We start from the raw sequence: 18,167 nt of genomic DNA on the forward strand, positions 1-18,167 counted from the left end.
AGCCCCGCAGGACGGATGCACATGATCGTGCACAGGCGCCGCCACGGGCTTGCTGGCAGAAGGCTCCAGACGGCGTTCGGAGCGACGATGCCCCGCAACCGCGGCGTCCCCGGCCCTGCTTTGGCAACTGACAGCACAAGGTCGGCACCTTCGGACAACCCGTCCGCCGGTCAGTTCTGAGGCCAAATCCAACCGTGTTTCACGTGAAGCACAGCCCCCTGCCTCGATATAGACGTTCGCGCCCAGACGACGGCCGGCGGAGCCTGCCCGCACATAGCCCCTTGTCCGAAGCGCCCGCGCGGCCTGCTCGCTCCCCGGCTATCCCAGAAAGGCGGACCGTATTCGTACAGGCCCGACGCGCTTCCTGCTCGACACCAAGTTCCGGCGCCTACCAGAAGCGACGAGACCTAGGCGAGGGACTCCGTGCCTCATTTCGTCGACTCCGTCCCCAGCGCTCCGGGGAACGGCGGGCGAGCGCGGCCGACTGGCGTGCCAGACGCTCAGAGGTACGACGCCGGCGCCCGGTTCTCGTGGACCTCGACGCTCTCAAGGCAGGAGCGCACGAACGTGCCTGTCGAAACGACGCTGAACCGCGGGCGGCAGCTTGAGCATCCGCGCGTAGGCGGAACGGCCGATGCGGGTGGTGGCGGGCGCTCAGAGAAGCCACCGCCACAAGGGTCCTCCGTAGCTTGAGAGCGCCAGCTTCGCATCACCAGCGTCGCACGCTGATCTCGCCCGCCAATCCCACCCAGCCCACTCCGCTCGGCACTTCAACACGGGCAAGCATTCTCGTCCCAGCGGCTGTCTCGTGCTGCCTCCTCTCCTGCTGCGCCTGCCGTCCAGGATGTCTAGCCGTCCCGTGGCGCGCCCGCCTCGCTCCCCGTCGAGCAAGGCCTTGGCGATCGCCAAGCCCCATGCCGCGCGTGCTATCCGTTCTGCGGCGCCCGCTCATCCCTCGATGCGTGCCGGTTCCATGCGCCTGCCACTCTCGTGGTGTGCGCTCGTCCCGTGGCGCCTGCCCGTTCGTGTGCAGTCAGCTGCATGTCCCTGCGGCTCGCTGTCGTCGAGCAGGCCGGGCTAGTTGGCGTCTCGGTCCGTGGGGCGTGTGGGCTTCCGCCGGTCTGGTGCGGACGTTGCCATCTTCCGAAGACCGAGGCACGTACCCACGCGTTTGGCCGCGTCTGCCACGTAAGGCTCCTGGGTCAGTCTGCCGGGCAGCTGCGTGCGCCGACTTTGCTTGGTCAGCTCACGCCGGGTTTCGAAGCCAGACGTGGACCCGTGACACCGGGGGGCGCGGCCGGTGGTCTGGCTTGGTGCAGGTGGGGTTCGGAGTCCACGGGGTGTCGGTGGGGCGCTGGCGGTGTTTCACGGGAAACAGTGGCTAGCGGAGGCGGCGGAGGATCAGGTCTCGGCACAGGGTGCCCAGGTCCAGGCCTGCGACGCTTACGGCGCGGGGGAGGAGGCTTGTTTCGGTCATGCCGGGGGCGACGTTCACTTCGAGGAAGTGGATCTCACCGGAGGCGTCGACGATGAGGTCGGTGCGGGAGAGGTCACGTAGGCCCAGTGCTCGGTGGGCGGTCACGGCGGCGTCCGTGGCGCGTTGCGCGGCTTCGGGGGAGAGGCGTGCGGGGGTGACGAACTCAGTGTCTCCTGCGTCGTAGCGGGCGGTGTAGTCGTAGATGCGGTTGGGGGCGACGATCTCCACCGCGGGAAGGGCGAAGGGCTCTCCGGCTCGTTCGATGACGCTTACCGCGATCTCGGTGCCCTCGACGTACTGCTCGATGAGGGCCGCATCTCCGTAGGCGAAGCAGCCCACCATCGCGGCGGGCAGATCGCTCTTTTCGCGTACGACGGAGGCGCCGAGCGCCGAGCCGCCGCGGGTGGGCTTCACGAAGAGCGGGAGGCCCAGCCGATCGAGGATCCGGTCGAGTACGGAGGACGCGCCGAGGTCGTGGAAGACCTCCTTGGGGAGGGCCACGGAGGCGGGTGTGGCGATGCCGGCCTGGCGGACGACGGACTTGGCGGTCGGCTTGTCCCAGGCGACCCTGCAGGCGTCCGGGCGGGCACCCACGTACGGGACGTCCAGGAGCTCAAGGACGTCACGAATCGAGCCGTCCTCACCGGCGGACCCGTGGAGCACGGGGAACACCGCGTCCGGAGGATCGTCGGTGAGCGAGTCCAGCAACGTGGCGTCCGCGTCACGGAGTTCCACGGGGACGTCGACCGAACGGAGTGCGTCGGTGACCCGGCGGCCTGAGCGCAGGGAGACCTCTCGTTCGTAGGAGAGACCCCCGGCGAGGACGACCACGTGCCCGAGTTCCAATCCAGTGCCCTTCAGACGGTGTTGCGGCGTTCCCAAGCAAACCACGGTTGCGGGGAGGTGCTATTCGAGCGGCGTGCATCTCGATTAGAGCGTCTCCGGGCCCGGGGTGTCGACGAGGGTGGTCTGGGCGCCGGGCCCACCGGCTCCGCCGAACGTGTCGCGGAGCTGGATCTCCTGCTCGATCACTCCGGCCAGCCGCCGGACGCCTTCGCGGATGCGGTGCGGCTCGGGGTAGCAGTACGACAGCCGCATGTGCCGGTGGCCGCTGCCGTCGGCGTAGAAGCCGGTGCCCGGAACGTACGCGACGCGCTGGGCGATGGCACGGGGGGCCATCGCCTTGGCGTCCAGGTCGTCGGGAAGGCTGAGCCACACGAAGAAGCCACCGGCGGGGCTCGTCCACGTGCAACCTTCCGGCATGAGGGATTCCAGTGCGTCCAGCATCGCGTCGCGGCGTTCGCGGTAGAGCTCGCGGAAGCCCTTGATCTGCTCTTGCCACGGCTGCGTCGTGAGGTACTCCCGCACCGCCAGCTGAGTCAGGCTGGAGTGGCACAGCACCGCGGACTCGGCGGCAAGGACGAGCTTGGCGCGGACGGCATGCGGCGCCAGGACCCAGCCCACGCGGAGGCCGGACGCGATCGTCTTGGAGAACGAGCCGAGGTAGATGACCCGGTCGGGGTCGTCCGCGCGGAGTGCCCGCATGGGCTCGTCGTCGAAGCCGAGGAGCCCGTACGGGTTGTCCTCGATCACCAGCACGTCGTACGCGGCGCAGATCTCCAGGATCTGGGCACGGCGCGCCTGAGTGAGCGTGACGCCGGCGGGGTTCTGGAACGTGGGCACCGTGTAGAGGAACTTCACCCGTCGTCCCTCAACGCGCAGCCGTTCCAAGGTCTCGCGGAGCGCGGACGGAACGAGGCCGCCTTCGTCCAGCGGTACGTGGACGACATCCGCCTGGTAAGACGCGAACGTGCCGAGCGCGCCGACGTACGAGGGCGCCTCCGCCAGGACGACATCCCCGGGGTTCACGAAGATCCGGGTGATGAGGTCGAGTGCCTGCTGGGCTCCGACCGTCACGACGACGTCGTCCGCGGAGGCCTGGATGCCCTCCAGCGACATGACCTCGCAGATCTGCTCACGAAGCCTCGGGTCGCCCTGCGCCGAGGCGTACTGCAGGACCTCGGCCCCGTTGCGCGCGACGAGGTCGCCCACCATCTGGCCGACCGCGTCGAGGGGAAGCGCGGAGACGTACGGCATGCCGCCCGCGAGCGAGACCACCTCGGGACGGGAAGCGACTGCGAACAGAGCCCTGATCTCAGAGGCGACCATGCCGGCGGCACGATCGGCATAGCGATCTGAGTAGGCATCTGTACGCGAGTGCTGTTCCACGAGGCACCTCCGTGGCGTTTGATTTCCCTGCAAACTACGGCATCGCCTGCGCGCGGTTGAGGACGACCCCGTCCGACCGCCGTCGGCGACGGATGGCGGTGACTCTGCGTTGAGCACCGCTCACAAACCGCCGGATGGCCCACGCCCGCCTGATCGTGCTTACGGCGGGACGAAGCCTTCCGTCCGATACGATGCCTGAGGATCCCGGATAGTTGCCGGGAATTTCCGCGAAGTGGCGCTCCGCGCGAGCAAGCCCGTTCCCCAGCACGCTCGTTGTCCGGTCCTCGGCCGCGCCACCCGAGGTTCGCCGGACGGGTCCACCAGGGGGTGCCGATCCGGTGTCGCGTCGTCTCGTCAACATCACGTTGGACAATCTCGACGATCTCCCGCGTCGCTGCCGTCGCTGTGTCTTCTGGGAGCTGGATCCGGTGAGCCGGGAACGCGCCGTGGAGAACGGTGATCCGGACCTGGAGAAGGAGGCCTGGATCTCCTCGACGCTCCTGGAGTGGGGCAGCTGCGGCAAGATCGTGTACGTGGACAACGCGCCGGCCGGCTTCGTTTTGTACGCGCCGCCGCTGTACGTGCCGCGCTCGGTCGCGTTCCCCACGAGTCCCGTCAGCGCCGACGCCGTACTGCTGATGACCGCGCACATCCTCCCCGAGTTCACCGGGGGAGGGCTGGGCCGGATGCTCGTGCAGGGCGTCGCCAAGGACCTCACTCGCCGTGCGGTGAAGGCCATCGAGGCCTTCGGCGACCTGAAGGGCGAGGAGGGCGGTTGCATGGTGCCGGCGGACTACCTGCTTTCGGTCGGGTTCAAGACCGTACGGCCGCACCACCGTTATCCCCGTCTTCGGCTTGAGCTCAAGTCGGCTCTGTCCTGGCGTGAGGACGTCGAGGTGGCCTTGGAGCGCCTCCTGGGTTCCATGACCCCGGAGGGCGCGCTCCGTCCCGTCTGAGGCCGTCTGAGGCTCGATCACCTCAGGGACGGGTCATTGTCAGGTCGGGGGGACACCCCACCCAAAGTAGGGGGTGGTTCTGGACCTAAGTCCGATCCGCGGGCGAGTGATCGTTACTAGATTCTTCCTGTGGACGGAATTCTGGATCTTGTGCATACGGCGGTCAGCTCGCCGTGGTTCTACCTGGTGCTGTTCGCGGTTGCGGCGATCGACGGATTCTTTCCGGTGGTGCCAAGCGAGAGCATGGTCATCACCGCGGGCGTCTACGCGGCTTCCTCGGGGGAGCCGAACGTGGTGCTCGTCGTGGTGCTGGCCGCTATCGGGGCGTTCCTCGGAGACCACATCTCCTACTTCATTGGACGCGGCTCTGGGAGCCGCCTGACCTCACGGCTGCGACCTGGCACGCGCCGGCACAAAGCGTTCGACTGGGCCAGCCGGACGATGCACGAACGCGGCGGGCTCATCCTCGTGGTCGCCCGCTACGTCCCCGGCGGCCGCACCGCGGTCACCATGACGATGGGTTGTGTCCGCTACCGACTGCGGTCCTTCACCTTCTTCGCCACTCTGGCAGCCGTCAGCTGGGCCCTGTACGGGACGCTCCTCGGCTACCTGGGCGGCAAGGCGTTCGAGAACGACCCCATCAAGGGGGTCGCGCTCGGCCTCGGAATGGCCATCGGTGTCACCATCGTGGTCGAGGTCATCCGCTACCTGCGCAAGAGAAACCATCCCAGCGACCCGGCTGTGGCCGCTGACGAGGACGAAGCCCGTCAGGTTTCTGTCTCCGCCTAGTACCGTCCATGGCTCGGCGGGCCCTCCCCGGCCCGCCGAGCTTTTGCCGTCCGTAGGACAGGGATACTTCAAAGTGCCCTCTTCTCGGGTGATCGACAACCTCGGCACGACGACCTCAGGTACCGAGGGCCGGGGGACACCCCCACGAGCCTGTGCAGGGAAGTAGACCGTCGTCACAGGCAGAACGCACGGCATGAGCCTCACGATCGACGTGGGCGGTCGAGCGGTCGCAACGATTGGGACGGTGGAGGCAAGGCGTCTCCGCCCCTTCCTGACAGTCGCGCCGTTCGTACGAAGATGGAGGAAGACATGTCCAGGTGGGACGCAGAGGTGATCGACAGCCCGGAACCGAGCGTGGCCGAGCACGTCCAGCGTTATCTCGCGACGGATGGTGAAAGCGGCTACATGGAGGGCGGCGTCACCAATCTCCTGCTGACAACGGTGGGGAGGAAGTCCGGACGGTTGCGCCGTACGGGACTCTTCTTCGGGCAGGACGGCGATCGCTACGTGCTCATCGGATCGTCGTTCAGCGGCGGCCCCACGCACCCCTCCTGGTACCTCAACCTGCTCGCCGAACCTGAGGCGCAGGTGCAGATCAAGGGCGAGAAGTTCCTGGTCCGCGCACGCACCGCCGAAGGCGAGGAGAGAGCGCGCCTGTGGCGACTGATGACCTCCTGGTGGCCGGAGTACGACACGTACCAGGCAAGGTCCACCCGCGAGATCCCCGTCGTCGTGCTAGAACGCGCCTGACACGTTCGGCCAGAACCACGACGAGCACCACGTTCGGCTCCCCCGAGGAGGCCGCGTAGACGCCCGCGGTGATGACCATGCTCTCGCTCGGCATCACCGGAAAGAATCCGTCGATCGCCGCCACCGCGGATCGTGTACGTGGACAACGCGCCGGCCGGTTTCGTGTTGTACGCGCCGCGCTCGGTCGCGTTCCCCACGAGTCCCGTCAGCGCTGATCCCGTACCAGCGCGTTCAGGCCCTTCACGCACAGGTGAACGATCATGGAGGCGAACCCGCCTGGCTTGGCCTGCGGTCGCGGTCGCGGGCGGCCGGTCACGGTCGCTGGGATCTGCGGCCGCCGTGCCGACGGAGCCTGCGGTTGCCGTTCCGTTTTGGGCGACCTGCGGCTGGCGTTCCGACGGGTATCTGCGGTTGCCGTGCCGTTGGGGACCCGCGCTCGGTCGCGTTCCGACGGCCACGGCCCGCACCCCAAGGGGTACGGGCCGTGGCTTTGTGCGCTCGCCGCGGGAGAGGCGAGGCGTCGGTCACCTCAGATGAAGTCGGCGAGTTCGCGCAGGAGGGCGGCCTTCGGCTTGGCGCCGACGATCTGCTTGACGATCTCGCCGTCCTTGTAGACCTGCAGCGTCGGGATGCCGGTGATGCCGAGCTGTCCAGGCTTCAGAGGGTTCTCGTCGATGTTCATCTTGACGATCTCAAGCTTGTCACCGTGCTCGGCGGAGATCTCTTCGAGGATCGGAGCCACCATGCGGCACGGGCCGCACCACTCGGCCCAGAAGTCGACCAGCACGGGTTTGTCGCTCTTGAGTACGGCGGCCTCGAAGTCGGCGTCGGTAACGGCTTTCATGGTGTCTCCTTCAATCAAAGGCGGCAGGCCCCCCGCCGCCGGCATCCGCGTCGATGGCTCAGGTGCCTCAGGTGCCTCAGGTGCCTCAGGTGGCTCGGCTCAGACCTGGTGGGTCAGCTCCGCGGTGCCCTGGTCCTGCAGCCAGCGCTCGGCGTCGATGGCCGCGGAGCAGCCACTGGCGGCCGCGGTGATGGCCTGACGGTAGATGTGGTCGACCACGTCACCCGAGGCGAACACGCCGGGGATCTTCGTCTTCGTGGTGGGCGCGTCGACGAGCAGGTAGCCGTCGGCGTCGGTGTCCAGCTGGCCGGCGAACAGCTCACTGCGCGGGTCGTGACCGATGGCGATGAAGAGCCCGGTGACGTCGAGGGCCGCCTCGGCACCGGTCTTGATGTTGCGGACGCCGACGCCGCTGACCTTGTCCTCGCCGTGGATCTCGATGACCTCGCTGTCCCAGAGGAAGCGGATCTTCTCGTTGGCGAACGCCCGGTCCTGCATGATCTTGCTGGCGCGCAGCTCGTCGCGGCGGTGGATCACGGTGACGGAACGGGCGAACTTCGTGAGGAAGATGGCCTCCTCCATCGCCGTGTCGCCGCCGCCGACCACGGCGATGTCCTGGTCGCGGAAGAAGAAGCCGTCGCAGGTGGCGCACCAGGAGACGCCGCGTCCCGACAGCCGCTTCTCGTTCTCCAGCCCGAGCTCGCGGTAGCCGGAGCCGGTCGAGATCACGATGGACTTGGCCAGGTAGACGTCCTCGCCGACCTTCACGACCTTCGGGTCGGCCTTGAGGTCGACCTCGGTGACGTCGTCGGTGATGAGCTCGGCCCCGAAGCGTTCGGCCTGCTTGCGCAGGTTGTCCATCAGATCGGGACCCATGATCCCGTCGGGGAAGCCGGGGAAGTTCTCCACGTCGGTGGTGTTCATCAGCGCACCACCCGCCGTCACGGAACCCTCGAAGACCAGCGGCTTGAGGTCACCGCGGGCCGCGTAGATCGCGGCCGTGTAGCCCGCGGGGCCCGAGCCGATGATGATGACGTTGCGGACGTCGCTCACGTTTCTGCGCCTCTCTGCTTCTTCCGGCCCCCTGCTGAGGACCCGCCCCTGTTCGCCAGGTCGTCGCCGTCGCCGATGCCCCCGGCCGGTACGGGCCTGCCAGTGGCGTCAACCGATCCTAGGGCCCGGGGATTCCCGTCCGGCCCGAACCGCCCGCCCGGCTGGTCATAAGCTTGACCACATGGCACGGATTCTTCTCCTGCACTCGATGTACGGCCTGCGGCCCGCCGTCCACACGGCGGCGGAACGGCTCCGGGCGGCCGGCCACGAGGTGCACGTTCCGGACCTCTTCGACGGGCGCGTCGTCGACGAACCCGAGGCCGGAGCCGAGATCCGGGAGGAGATCGGCCGGGACGAACTCCTCAGGCGCGCCGTGGCGGCCGCCGCGCCGCTGTCCGACGGGGGCCTGGTGTACGCGGGCTTCTCGCTCGGCGGCGCCCTCGCCCAGAACCTCGCCCTCGCCGACGACAAGGCCCGCGGGCTGCTCCTCTTCCACGGTACGTCGGATCTGGCCGACGACGCATCCACCGAGATCCCGGTGCAGTTGCACGTCGCCGACCCCGACACGTTCGAACCCGTCGACTGGCTGAACGCCTGGTACCTGCGGATGCGCAAGGCCGGGGCCGACGCCGAGGTCTACCGTTACCGGGGCGCCGGGCACCTCTTCACCGACCCTGACCTGCCCGACTACGACGCCGAGGCCGCCGAGCGAGCCTGGGAGACGGCTCTGGCCTTCCTCGCCGATCTCTGACACGCGAAAGCCCTCCTGACCCGGCTCACCGGGCAGAAGGGCCTTCGATCAGGCGGACTCGCGCTTCAGGACCGAGCAGTTCGGGCCCACGGCCCAGACGTTCCAGGTCCCCGGCTTGGCGCCCGGCAGCGCGATCACTGTGGCGTCCGCACCCTCGTACCTGGCCACGTCGACGAGGTCCGGCCGCTTCCCACCGGTGATCGTCGACACGCATCGGGCCAGCTGCGCGTCCGGCGTCTGGCCGCCGCCCGCCCGCAGCTCCGCTCCCTTGCCGAACAGCCGCCCGACCTGCTGGTTGAGCTGTCCCTGCCGGTAGTCGGTCCCGCTGCGGGAGACGGTGTACGACGTGTCCGCGGCCTTGGGCTGCGCACTCTCGCCGAGCGTCTGCGTACGTTCCGACGGCGCCGCGTTCGCTGGGGCGCCGCCACTGGAATCCTTGCGGTCAGTGACGGGAGAGTGCGCCGTCGCCGAGTGATCATTATCGCCGGACCCGTCCAGGGCCGCCTTGCCGACCAGAGCTCCGCCGCCGAGCACTACCACCGTCGCGGCAGCGGCGGACAGGATCCGCCAGTGCCGCCTTCCGCGCCGCTGCTCCAGGCTCACCACCGTGGCGTTGCCCATCGACTCCGCCGCGATGGCGGTGTCGATGCGCGCGGCCAGTTCGGCGGGCATGGACGGAACGGGTGCCTCCGCCAGGATCCGGGAGACGTCCGCAAGGTCGGCGGATCGGTCCCGGCACTCGGCGCAGGTGTCGAGGTGCGCGTTGACGGAGGCGGCTTGATCGGCTTCGAGCAAACCCTCGGCCAGATCGGCGAGGGTGTCGTAGTCATAGTGAGCGGGGTTCATCAGGGCATGCCACCTCCTTCCACACCTCCGACGTTCTTACGCTCCCGTCGGTTCCGATGCTGAACGAGAAGTGGCGCGAGTCGCGCGCGTCCACGGGCGCAGCGGCTCTTGATCGTCCCGGGCGGCACCTCCAGCACCTTGGCCGCGTCGTCGACGGAGTAACCCATCATGTCGACCAGTATCAGGGCCGCACGCTGCTCATACGGCAGCTCCGCCAGTGCCGACCGCACGTCCAGCGACACCCCGTGGGCGTCGGTGGGATCCGGCATCTTCGGCGCCACCGCGTCGAACGTGGCGTCGTCGCCCATCGGCGTCGCAGGCCGTACCGACTTGCGGCGCAGCCGATCCAGGCAGGCGTTCACCACGATCCGGTGCAGCCACGTCGTGACCGCCGCGTCGCCACGGAACCGCCCCGCCGCCCGGAACGCCGACAGACAGGCGTCCTGCAGTGCGTCCGCCGCCTCTTCCGGATCTCCGAGAGTACGGATCGCGACCGCCCACATCCGGTCGCGGTGCCGGTTGACGAGCTCGGCGAAGGCATGCGGGTCTCCCTGAGCATGCCGGGCGAGCAGCTCTTTGTCGGGCACCTCGTCCACGCGCCGCATGCTCACCGACGCCATGGGCACCTTCTCGTGGATGCGGTCTGGCCTGCTGGGGTCGACACCACAGATTCCTGAGGGGAGGGGACATTCTGCTCACAGGCACGATACCGACTGGTGCGACCCCCCGTCACAGCTCATCTGGCCACCTCCCCATTCGCGGCGTAGATGTTACGTCCCCCGCTACCCGGTCACCCTGTCCACATCCGGCAAACAACACGCCCCCGCCAAGCCTCGATCGAGCCCAAGAAGCCCAATAGCGTGCGTTCGGTACTGATGTCGTGACGAAGGGGAACCGCACTCAATGGCATCACACCTCAAACGAGGCATCACCGCAGTGGCCGTCGCAGCCCTGACCGGAGGCCTGGTCGCCGTCCCCGCCACCCCCGCCTCAGCGAAGGTCTACTACAGCAAACGCGTGGTCCGGTATGACGGGGTCACCGGACGTCTCGACATCGACCACCGCGGAAAAGGCAAGTTCTACGCGCGAGGTCGATTCCACAACAGCAAGAAGTACAACGCTGACTTCCGTGTGACGATTGAGCGGCGGAAGGGGAAGGGAGCCTGGCGACAGGTGGGCGCCGCCGGGTGGCTCGAGAACACGCGCCCGAAGCACACGACGCGTTGGGTATGGGACGGCAAGGGCTACCAGGCTCGTCTCTGCATCGCGGTGTATGACGGCAACGGGTATCACGGGAGGCGGTGTAGCGCTGCTTACTGAGGCAAGCCCGCCCACCAAGGCGAACGCTTCCTGCCGAAGTCAGCGGTGCCTATTGACCCAAGTCGCCCTTATCGGGAGCCGGCGCAGCCAGCAGAGGCATGCCAGCTGTCGAGGTCGGCGCTCCCTGTCGGGACCATAGCCGCCCGTTGAGGTAGACGCTGCCTACCGAGACATGCAAAGAGGGACTCTCCGAGCGGAGGGTCCCTCTTTCGTCGAGCTGGTGGTGAACGACTGGGCTGCCGCGGAGGCTGGCTCAGGCCTTGGAACCGTAGACGGTGATCTCGCTGAGCTTGGCCTTGCGCGAGGGCGGAAGCTGGGTGAACCACACGACCACGTAGCGGCCGCGCGCTTCGGCGGTGGGAACGAGATTGAAGCCGCCGGCGCTACTGATCTTTTTGGCGACGGGCGACAGCGACGCGGCCACGTCGGTGTCGCCGACCCGGAGCTGGATCGTGGCGCCGCCTTCGGGCGTGTTGACCTCGACCCTGGCGACCTTCACAGCCGAGCCCATGTCGAGGAGAACGCCGAGGCCCTTCTCGTAGTTGCCGAAGTTGACGTTGGCGTAGCTCTGTGAGTGCCAGGCGGGCTTCATGACGCCGTCGAAGACGGCCTCGGCGTTCTTGGCGATGGAGGAGTCTGGGCCGCCAAGCCAGCGTTCTTCGACACCCCTGGCGCTGAGGGCGGGGAGTTTGGTTTCGGTGGGGCGGGCTCGTTCGGACTGTTTGCCGCCGTTGGTGATGTTGGCCTTGTTGGTGTTGCCCGGGTCGTCCTCGCCGAAGCTGGAGATCGCCCAGATGCCGAGACCGACGATGACGGTGAGGGCGGCGGCGCCGACTCCCATGAGGCCGCGGCTGATCGGCTTGCGGGCGGTGTGCGGGGCCGTCGGGCTGGCCGAGAGGCTGTGCGTGGGGTGCGGCTGGGCGCGGTGGGACGCGGGGCGGCGCGGCTGTGGTGGCCGGGGCGGCGATGCGGGGGGCGGGGTGCGTACGGGGCGCGGCGGGGTCGGCGGCGGCTGCGCGGCGGCCAGGCCGGCGAAGAGCGGGAGGGGTGTACGGGGGACGCCGCGGAGGGCCTGCGCCAGATCGGCCGGGGTCTCGATCGCGCTCTGGCCCGCGACCTCGATGCCGAGGGCGCGGCAGGTGATGGCGTTCAGGGGGTGCGAGATGCCGGCCTGGACCTGGCGCGGAGCATGCGGGACGCCGTCGTTGCCGGGGGCGGCGGGCAGCCCCGAACGGTCGGCGGCGCCGGGCCAGTGGGCGGTGAGGGCGGCGTAGAGCATGCCGCCCAGGCCGCGGGCGTCTTCGGCGGCGGGGTCGTCGGCGTAGCAGTCGGCCAGTACGGCGTCGGTGGCGATGCCGAGGAGCTTGACGGTGCCGCCGGTCGTCCAGACCAGGTCACGGGGGGTGAGGCAGAGGTGGGCCAGGCCCGCGGCGTGCGCGGTGGCCATCGCCTCGGCCGCCTCGTACAGCAGGGTGGCGGCACGGCCAGGCTCCAGTGGCGCCTTGGTGAGCATCTGCTCAAGGGTCTCGCCGGCGACCCATTCGCTGACGACATAGGCGTTCTCGCCGCTGTCGTCGGCGTCGAAGACCTGGGTGAGGCGGGGGTCGGTGAGCCGGCTGGCGGCGCGGGCGGAGGTGACGACCTCGGCGATGCGGGGGAAGTCGGGTTCGAAGGTCCGGACGGCGACGGCGCGGGCCAGGATCTCGTCGATGGCCTTCCAGAGCGTGGATCCGCCGGAGTCGGCGATGCGCTCCTCAAGGCGGTAGCGGCCGGCGAGACGGGTGCCGGGCTCGATGACTGACGTGCTCACGGCAACGTCCTGCGCAAAAGTCCCATGTTCGTGGCGTGGCAGCTTACGCCTCCGACCCTCCTCTTTGCGTTCCCCAGGGTGTCGCCCCGCAAGCCGTAGTCCCCCACATGGTAGTGCTTACACCGGCCGGTGGCTGCCTTATCGCCGCGCGTCCTGTGCACTTTGCCGCGATTTACCCTTACGTCACTCTCGGCGCAGTCGTCCCGCAAGGACCTAGCCTCGGCCGGGCAGGCGGCCGGCGACCATGGAGATCATCGACTGCACCTCGCCGACGCGCAGCAGCTTGGCGAAGACCAGGTAGAGCAGCCCTCCGCCGGCGCTGCCGACGGCCAGGGCGAGCAGTCCGGGCAGCAGCCCGAGGCCCAGGGTGGCGTCGATGATCGCGTGGGTCGCGTACGCGAAGCCGATGAGCGGCCAGATCGCCACCGCCAGCTTCAGGTACGCCGTGAAGACGCGGCGGCCGTCCATGCCGCCGAGGCGGCCGCGCAGGATCGTCCAGCCGACGATCGCGCCGACGGTCTGGGCGACCGCGAAGCCGCTCGCGATTCCGACGATGATCTTTTCGGTGGGCAGCAGGCTGTACATCGCGATCGACGCCGCGATGTTGGTGGCGACGACGGCGACGCTGATGAACACGGGGGTGCGGGTGTCCTGCATCGAGTAGAAGACCCGCAGCATGAGCTGGTACGCGGCGAACGGCACGAGCGCGATCGCGAAGGCGCGCAGCACGTTGGCGATGACCAGGGCGTCGCCCTCGCTGGTGTGGCCGTGGGCGAAGAGCACGGTGGTGATCTCGGGAGCGAAGACGGCCATCAGCGCCGCCGCGGGAAGGATCACCGCGGAGCAGAGCCGCAGGCCACTCGAGAAGTCGTCGCGGAGCTCGGCCATCCGGCCGGCCGCCGCGTGCTCGCTCATCCGCGGCAGCAGCGCCGTGATCACCGACACACCGATGATCGCGTAGGGCAGCTGGAAGAGCTGGTAGGCGTTGAAGTACGGGGTGTAGCCGACGTTTCCGATGCCCTCTTGGCGGCCCTCCACGCCCGCCGCGTTCGCCAGCCGGGTGGTCACCGCGAAGCCGATCTGTGTGATCACCACGTACATGAGCGTCCAGCTCGCCATCCGGCCCATCTGCCCGAGCTCGCCCTTGCGGAAGTCGAGCCGGGGCCGCCACCGGAAACCCGAGCCGCGCAGCGACGGCCACAGCGCCAGGGTCTGCAGCGCCATGCCGCCGATCGTGCCCGCCGTCAGCAGCGTGATCTGGCCGGACGAGATCGACTCGGGCGTCACCTTGCCGGAGACGACCAGCAGGAAGGCGCCCGCCGTACAGCAGATGACGATGTTGTTGAGGACCGGTGCCCACATCGGCGCGGCGAAGCGTTTGCGGGTGTTGAGGATCGCGCCGGAGAACGCGCTCACCCCGAGGAAGAAGATCTGCACCGCGAACAGCCGGGCGAAGAGCACCGCCAGCTCGCGCTGGTCGCCCTGCATCTTGCCGCCGTAGATGGTGATGAACACCGGCCCGAGCAGCACCGCGATCGCCGTGATCACCGACAGTCCGAGGACGGCCAGCGTGAACAGCCGCTGCTCGTACTGCGCGCCGTACGCGCTGTCACGTTCGCGCGCGCGGACGATCAGCGGTACGACCACGGCGGTGAGGATCCCGCCGAGCAGCAGGTCGTAGACGATGAACGGGACGGTGTTGGCGGTGTTGTAGGCGTCCGCGACCGCGTCGGTGCCGAGGGCGGCCACGAGCATCGCGGTCCGCAGGAACCCGGTGACCCGCGATGCCAGCGTTCCGACGGCCATGATCGCCCCGGATCGCAGCAGTCCTGACGCACCGCCACCGGACGCCGGCGCCTCGCCGCCCGCGCCGGGTGCGCCGGGAACGCCTACGGGTATGTCTACGCGGGTCTGCTGGGCTCCGGCCCCCGCGATGGCCGCCGGAAGGTCAACTCTGGTTTCCATCCCACCGGCCGAAGGGGGACGGCCCGTCCCCCGGGGAGCCGCCGGTGATCCTGGGCCGGTCATCGGGCGTCCCGGTGCTCCCGGATGGCCCGGTGCCCCCGGCGTTCCCGGATGGCCCGGCGTTCCCGGAGTGCCCGGACGGCCCGGCGTTCCCGGAGGGGGGCCCGGATGGCCCGAACGCGGATCCGCCGTGGAGCCCGGTCCCGCCGGGGAATTCGGGCCCGCTGGGGAATGCGGACTCGGCGGGGTACCCGGACCCGTCGCCGGGGAACCCTGCCCCCTGCGGTCCGGTCGTCCCTGCTGGTCCCACTCCCGTCGACCCGTCACCGGCTGCCTCCGCTTTCCGGCGGCGCCTTGCTCGCATGGCCCGCACTCCGACGCCCACGAAGAGTACGGCAAGTCCGCCGCCCGTGATGAGCAGGGCGAGCCTGCCGTACTGCGTGCTTCTGACCGTGATGCCCGTCGGCTCGCCGTAGACCTTGCCGCGCTCGCCCGTCGGCGTCATCAGCTGGACGACCATCTTGAAGTTGCCGTTGCCCGACGCCTGGACGGGGATGCGCGCCTGGTGCTTCTTGCCCGGATCGAGCTTGATCACGCGCTGGTCCCTGGGTTCGAGCTTGCCGATCCGCAGACCGGCGCTCTGGGAGATGATCTCGATCCGGAAGCTGACCGTCCTGCCGCGCAGGTCGTTGGCGATGGTCACCACGGGCCGGCCGGACGTCCCGGCGAGCGAGATCCGCTTGTTGTTGGGCATGACGACATGGAGGCCGTCCATGTCGGTCTTGAGCTCGTCCGACAGTTCCTTCCGGGCCTGCACCGACCGCGAATACCGGCTGCGCCAGTACGACGACTCCATGCGCAGGATGCTGCGTTCATAGACGTTGACCGGCGGATTCAGGATCGCGCGGAACGTCATGGCCCGCCTGGCGATGCTCTGTACCGCGGCCAGGTAGTCCTTGCCGAGCTCGTACTTCTCGTATGCGTTGGAGTAGTTCTGGTAGGGCCGGTTGACCGGCTGGGCCTGAGCGATCTTGGCGACGCTCGTGCGTTCGTCGAGCCACTGGGCCTCGGCCGAGTACTTGAGCAGGCGCTCGGCGACCCCGGGTCCCGGGTCCCAGCGCCGGTTGGGGGCGATGACCACCGTGCGCGGCACGTCGGGCGCCTCGGCGGTGATCATCGCGGTCTCGGCCAGGAACCGCTGCTCGACCAGCGTGGCCGCGCCCGGCGAACTGCTGTCGGCGCTGACGATGTCGCTGAGCGTCTCGTCGTAGGCGACGGCCCGCATGGCGCCCTTGTCGGTAGGCACGGCCGTGGTGGCGCTCTGCGTCGGGCTCTGCGCGGCGAACTCGCGGCTGCTCATCACGAACGTGCCGGACCCGCTCGACAGGCCGCCCGACTTGATGAGCTGGTTGATGGTGCCCCGTCCGGCCGCGCCCGACGGCGGCCACGCCATCTGCACGTTCGGAGTCCGCTGCAGGACCGCCGCGGTGACCTCGTTGGCGTTCTTGTACGCGGTGGTGAGGTGCGTGCCCAGCTTGTGCCGTACCAGTGCGACGGCATCGGGGTCGGCGTACGGGAGGTTGAAGAGCGGATCGGATCTGGCGGCGTCCTTGAGGGCCTTCGTCCAGGTGACGCCGGCCGCGTTCTGGGGCCGTCTGGTGGTCTTCTTGCCGCGCACCAGCGAATAGCCGCCCTTGGCGTTCATGGCCTGCGCGTCGTCGAGCACCGCGGGGTCGATCGCCCAGGTCACGGGGGTCCCGGTCCGTGCGGCGGCGCTGACCAGCCTGGTCAGCCGCCCGTCCGGGCCCACCTCGTTCGCCAGCTGGTCGTCGGTGAACGTGTCGTCGTTGGCGCGGTGGATTCCGCTCGCGATCGGCCAGATCCACGCCACCTTCAGGGGCGAGAAGGTCGCCCGCCCTGCCGGGACGTACGTGATGAAGGTCGTCTGGCCGCCCAGGACCCGGCCGGTGGCGTCGGACACCTCGACACCGACCGGATACACCCCGAACTGGCGCAGCCCCATCCCGCCGGTCGTGAAGCCGACCGTGAACGCCTGCTTGCCGTTGGCCACGGCCGCCTCGGGCAGGGCCTTCTTACTGGCGCCTCCCGGAGGGGCGCCCGGCAGGACGGCGGACGGCTGGCTCGCGGCGAGCTGTGCGAGCTGCCCCCGGCTGGTGACGTGTTTGCCGTAATAGCGGAACTGCACCGACAGGCCGTTGATCGCGGCGCCAGAGCGGTTCTGGACCGTGCCGGAGATCTGGACCTTGGACTTGGGGCCCGTCGGGCCGGCGGACTTGGGCGTCACGCCCGTCAGGACGAGGGAGACCTGGTCGCGGGACTGGAGCTGGCGTGCGGCCTGCCGGGAGGCGCGTTCCGCCCTGTGATCGCGGGGGTCGGCGAGCACCGGCGTGGCCGACGCCATGACGCAGGCCATCGCGGCGGCGACCGCGGCCGCGCGTTCGAACGTTCTCACGCCATGTCCGCCCGAGGGCAGCGGGCGTCGCATTCCCGCATCACGGCCTCGATGTTAGCCGTGACGTAGCCGACATCAGACCTTCCTCGCCACCTCCGTAGATCCAATCCTGCCCGCGATTCGGTCGATCCGCATGATCAGCGAAGACCGTGCCGGATCCTCGGGAAGCTCAGTGGCGTACGCCTGCCCGTCGTGGTCGCGGCCGTCCGTTCGCCGGCCTGCGCGCCCGCGTCCTTCCCGGCGTGCCGGCCGCCTTGCGTCTCCGCGTCCTTCCCTGCGCGCTTGCCGGCCTGCTCACCGACCTGCTGGACAGGTCGTTCGCCGGCTGCCCGGGCGCTGCTCAGATCGACCGGCTTGGCGCCGCTGAGCGCGAACAGGTCCAGGGCCCGGATGCCGAGTGCCGTGGAGGCCTCGCCGGTCGCGGTGTAGACGACGTCGTCCACCGGAAGCTCGCCGATGGTGTGTTCGCCGATCAGCAGTGGCATCGAATCCGGCAGGAGCAGCGGGCAGACCAGCCCCGCCGCGTAGTCGGTGACGGTGTTGACGAGATCGGGCCGGGCGGGACGGATCAGCCGCGCACCGACGGCGAGGCGGATCTGCTCGGCCGGTGGACGAACGCCCGCCGGAACGATCACGCCTGCCAGGAAGCGCTGGCCCCGGTGGACGTCGTTGCAGGCATAGACGCGCGTCACCAGGCATCGGCCCGCCGGAAGTCCCAACGCCTTGGGCAGTTCGTCGGCGTGCGCGATCGCGATGGGGAGCCGCACGATCTCGTGGAGGGTCTCCCGTTCGAGGAGCGCGCGGTGGATGGTGAGAGCGTCCTTCATCTCTTCAGCTCCGTTCTGCGGGGAGGCCCCGCACACCCCCGATGTCTTTCTTGGCCCCCGCCTCCCTGCTCCGCTGG

15 protein-coding genes are annotated in these 18,167 nt (G+C 69.1%); 5 read left to right on the plus strand and 10 right to left on the minus strand.

What is annotated here, in order from left to right; all coding sequences use genetic code 11:
* Positions 1 to 1,381 precede the first annotated feature (1,381 nt).
* Together ABD333_RS30610 and ABD333_RS30615 are read right to left on the minus strand one after the other, a co-directional pair.
* Positions 1,382 to 2,323 carry a D-alanine--D-alanine ligase family protein gene (locus tag ABD333_RS30610; RefSeq protein WP_344546001.1) on the minus strand — a complete coding sequence of 314 codons (942 nt, stop codon included), beginning with the start codon at positions 2,321 to 2,323 and terminating at the stop codon, positions 1,382 to 1,384.
* An 84-nt stretch (positions 2,324 to 2,407) separates the two neighbouring features.
* Complete coding sequence (locus tag ABD333_RS30615) at positions 2,408 to 3,646, minus strand: aminotransferase-like domain-containing protein (RefSeq protein WP_344546002.1); 1,239 nt, start codon at positions 3,644 to 3,646, stop codon at positions 2,408 to 2,410.
* A 398-nt stretch (positions 3,647 to 4,044) separates the two neighbouring features.
* On the opposite strand from ABD333_RS30615, the gene ABD333_RS30620 reads away from it, so the two are divergent.
* The 3 genes from ABD333_RS30620 (at position 4,045) to ABD333_RS30630 (ending at position 6,201) form a co-directional block, all read left to right on the plus strand.
* Positions 4,045 to 4,662 carry a GNAT family N-acetyltransferase gene (locus ABD333_RS30620; protein WP_344546003.1) on the plus strand — a complete coding sequence of 206 codons (618 nt, stop codon included), beginning with the start codon at positions 4,045 to 4,047 and terminating at the stop codon, positions 4,660 to 4,662.
* A 129-nt stretch (positions 4,663 to 4,791) separates the two neighbouring features.
* Entirely contained in the window at positions 4,792 to 5,451 is a 660-nt protein-coding gene (locus ABD333_RS30625; RefSeq protein ID WP_344546004.1) for a DedA family protein, read from the plus strand.
* 309 nt (positions 5,452 to 5,760) lie between these two features.
* Complete coding sequence (locus tag ABD333_RS30630) at positions 5,761 to 6,201, plus strand: nitroreductase family deazaflavin-dependent oxidoreductase (RefSeq protein ID WP_344546005.1); 441 nt, start codon at positions 5,761 to 5,763, stop codon at positions 6,199 to 6,201.
* A 529-nt stretch (positions 6,202 to 6,730) separates the two neighbouring features.
* On the opposite strand, the gene trxA is transcribed toward ABD333_RS30630, so the two are convergent.
* Complete coding sequence (gene trxA / locus ABD333_RS30640; RefSeq protein ID WP_344546006.1) at positions 6,731 to 7,045, minus strand: thioredoxin; 315 nt, start codon at positions 7,043 to 7,045, stop codon at positions 6,731 to 6,733.
* A gap of 99 nt (positions 7,046 to 7,144) precedes the next feature.
* A complete protein-coding gene (gene trxB, locus ABD333_RS30645; protein ID WP_344546007.1) occupies positions 7,145 to 8,098 on the minus strand; it encodes a thioredoxin-disulfide reductase in 954 nt (317 codons plus the stop codon).
* Between the two features lie 181 nt (positions 8,099 to 8,279).
* On the opposite strand from trxB, the gene ABD333_RS30650 reads away from it, so the two are divergent.
* A complete protein-coding gene (locus ABD333_RS30650; RefSeq protein ID WP_344546008.1) occupies positions 8,280 to 8,849 on the plus strand; it encodes a dienelactone hydrolase family protein in 570 nt (189 codons plus the stop codon).
* Between the two features lie 48 nt (positions 8,850 to 8,897).
* Here ABD333_RS30650 and ABD333_RS30655 read toward each other — a convergent pair whose 3' ends face one another.
* Together ABD333_RS30655 and sigM are read right to left on the minus strand one after the other, a co-directional pair.
* Entirely contained in the window at positions 8,898 to 9,695 is a 798-nt protein-coding gene (locus tag ABD333_RS30655; RefSeq protein WP_344546009.1) for an anti-sigma factor family protein, read from the minus strand.
* A complete protein-coding gene (sigM, locus tag ABD333_RS30660; RefSeq protein ID WP_344546010.1) occupies positions 9,695 to 10,315 on the minus strand; it encodes an RNA polymerase sigma factor SigM in 621 nt (206 codons plus the stop codon). The genes ABD333_RS30655 and sigM overlap by 1 nt, the downstream gene beginning before the upstream one ends.
* A gap of 283 nt (positions 10,316 to 10,598) precedes the next feature.
* On the opposite strand from sigM, the gene ABD333_RS30665 reads away from it, so the two are divergent.
* Positions 10,599 to 11,015 (plus strand): hypothetical protein, encoded by a 417-nt coding sequence (locus tag ABD333_RS30665; protein ID WP_344546011.1) that lies wholly within the window; start codon positions 10,599 to 10,601, stop codon positions 11,013 to 11,015.
* 253 nt (positions 11,016 to 11,268) lie between these two features.
* On the opposite strand, the gene ABD333_RS30670 is transcribed toward ABD333_RS30665, so the two are convergent.
* The 4 genes from ABD333_RS30670 to ABD333_RS30685 form a co-directional block, all read right to left on the minus strand.
* Complete coding sequence (locus ABD333_RS30670; RefSeq protein WP_344546012.1) at positions 11,269 to 12,825, minus strand: protein kinase family protein; 1,557 nt, start codon at positions 12,823 to 12,825, stop codon at positions 11,269 to 11,271.
* Positions 12,826 to 13,038: 213 nt separating this feature from the next.
* The gene (murJ, locus tag ABD333_RS30675; protein WP_344546013.1) at positions 13,039 to 14,790 is read right to left on the minus strand and encodes a murein biosynthesis integral membrane protein MurJ; all 1,752 of its coding nucleotides are present in this window, start codon (positions 14,788 to 14,790) and stop codon (positions 13,039 to 13,041) included.
* Positions 14,774 to 17,263, minus strand: coding sequence for a DUF6049 family protein (locus ABD333_RS30680; RefSeq protein WP_344546014.1), 2,490 nt, complete (start codon positions 17,261 to 17,263; stop codon positions 14,774 to 14,776). The genes murJ and ABD333_RS30680 overlap by 17 nt, the downstream gene beginning before the upstream one ends.
* A gap of 137 nt (positions 17,264 to 17,400) precedes the next feature.
* Positions 17,401 to 18,090, minus strand: a complete 690-nt coding sequence (locus tag ABD333_RS30685) for an aminoacyl-tRNA deacylase (RefSeq protein WP_344546015.1) — start codon at positions 18,088 to 18,090, stop codon at positions 17,401 to 17,403.
* Positions 18,091 to 18,167 lie beyond the last annotated feature (77 nt).

The organism is Actinomadura fulvescens (assembly GCF_039533225.1).
Classification (GTDB): domain Bacteria; phylum Actinomycetota; class Actinomycetes; order Streptosporangiales; family Streptosporangiaceae; genus Spirillospora; species Spirillospora fulvescens.